Here is a 1,609-nt window from a genome sequence, read left to right as displayed (position 1 = left end):
GCAAGGTCACTTCCATTCCTACTGATATCGACAACAAGCATGTTTATCCTGTAATCGTTAAAACCCTTGCATACCTGTAGCAGTTCCCTTTCTATACTCCCGCCCCGGTTCAATGGGACGTTGGCAGTACCATCTGTCACGAGTATCATAATAGGGACCGCTGAAGGTTCGCGCTTCAATTCCTGAAGGATGGTCTCGACACCTGTGAGTATGCCGGAGACCATTGGTGTGGTTCCTCCGAAAGGTACCTTTTCCAGATATCTCTTTGCAGATTCCACGGACGAAGTGAACGGTAGCACGAGTTCTGCCGACCTTCCGCTATACGTAACAAGAGATACCCTGTCTCTTCTCTGATACGCATCTTTGAGAAGTGCGAGAACAACATCTGTTGTGATCTTTATCTTCTCTTTTTCATCCATGGAATCAGAAGTATCAAAAACGATATTTATCAGTGTGGATATCCTTCGTCGCCTTATCTTTTCCCTGATATCGCTCTTTTTAATGCTTATCTTCCCGTCCTTGGCGTGATGTGCCGCTGCACGCACAGTAGGCGCAATGGCGATATCCGTCACCTTATCTCCAGGCATCTTATACCTGACATATCGCCCTCGCTTACCCTTGGTGAGAACCTCTGCCCGTCTCCCGGATTTCAATCTTCCAGAAACTACTTTCTTCTTCTGCTTGTTCTTCGCAAAATCCGTAAGTATCTTGCTTACTGCTTTCTCATCTTCGAGATGATCATCTCTTTCAGGCTTTGTTTTTGACTTTGATATATCTTCGGGGGCACAGTTCTGTTCACTTTCAAATTCAGCAGTATCCTTCCGGTTCTCAGAAATTGGGCCCAGCTCTTCGATCTTCGGATCGTTACATACTTCCCCTTCTGCCTCCGGTACTTTTGTTTCCAGTAATTCCAAAGTCTGCTTTTCCTCTGGAATTATCTCTGGTATATCTTCCTTTGCTCCGGGGATATCCACTACCAAGTTCTGCTTGTTTCTCTTGACAAGTACAGGTTTTTCTTTCTTAATCCGTTTTGGACCCGTTTCGAACTTCGGTTCATATTCCCTCGGGACAAGATGGACCTCTACCTCATCAATTGCTTTGTCAACGGTCTCTTTGCTTCCTTGCTCGACTCCATTTTCAGGGATAGTTATCCTCATGATGTCATGGTCATCTTTATTGGAAAATTCCTGTTCTTCCTCAAAGACCGTTTCCATCTCTGACCCTTTCTTAAAAGAATTGAAAAAATCCTTCGGATCAACTATCACATGGTCGTTATCAGCGATAATGAATATCTCTTTCACATCTTCCGGCTGTATGGACCATGTTCCTGATATGAGCTTTTCGTGAACCGCTTCGGTATCAGTCCCACTTATCTGAGATAGCTCTGTAAGGGCCAGCCGAACGCTCATTACCGGTCTGCCCGGATTGAATACCCCTACATCATAGTCCCTGTCAAGGCTTTTCCTCAAACGAGATGCGGTAACTTGATCCTTCATTCGATATACCTGTCTTAAACAGTTCCGTTAACTACAGCCCGAAGTTGTTCCGCACTGAACTCCTCTTCTTCGAATGGTTTCTTTCTCATTCTGTGAGGCAGTACCATCTCTGC

General features: G+C 45.1%; 1 protein-coding gene. It reads right to left on the bottom strand.

All coding sequences use genetic code 11. From position 1 onward, the window contains the following. Nucleotides 1–1,496, bottom strand: a 1,496-nt coding sequence (locus tag KDK67_RS14030) for a VWA domain-containing protein (RefSeq protein ID WP_250869467.1), incomplete at its 3' end; no start/stop codon positions are given. Between the last annotated feature and the right edge of the window lie 113 nt (nucleotides 1,497–1,609).

The sequence above is a fragment of the Methanococcoides seepicolus genome (genome assembly GCF_023684405.1).
Classification (GTDB): domain Archaea; phylum Halobacteriota; class Methanosarcinia; order Methanosarcinales; family Methanosarcinaceae; genus Methanococcoides; species Methanococcoides seepicolus.
The sequence above is the reverse complement of the archived record's forward strand: the minus strand, read 5'-3'. Positions and strand labels throughout refer to the sequence as shown.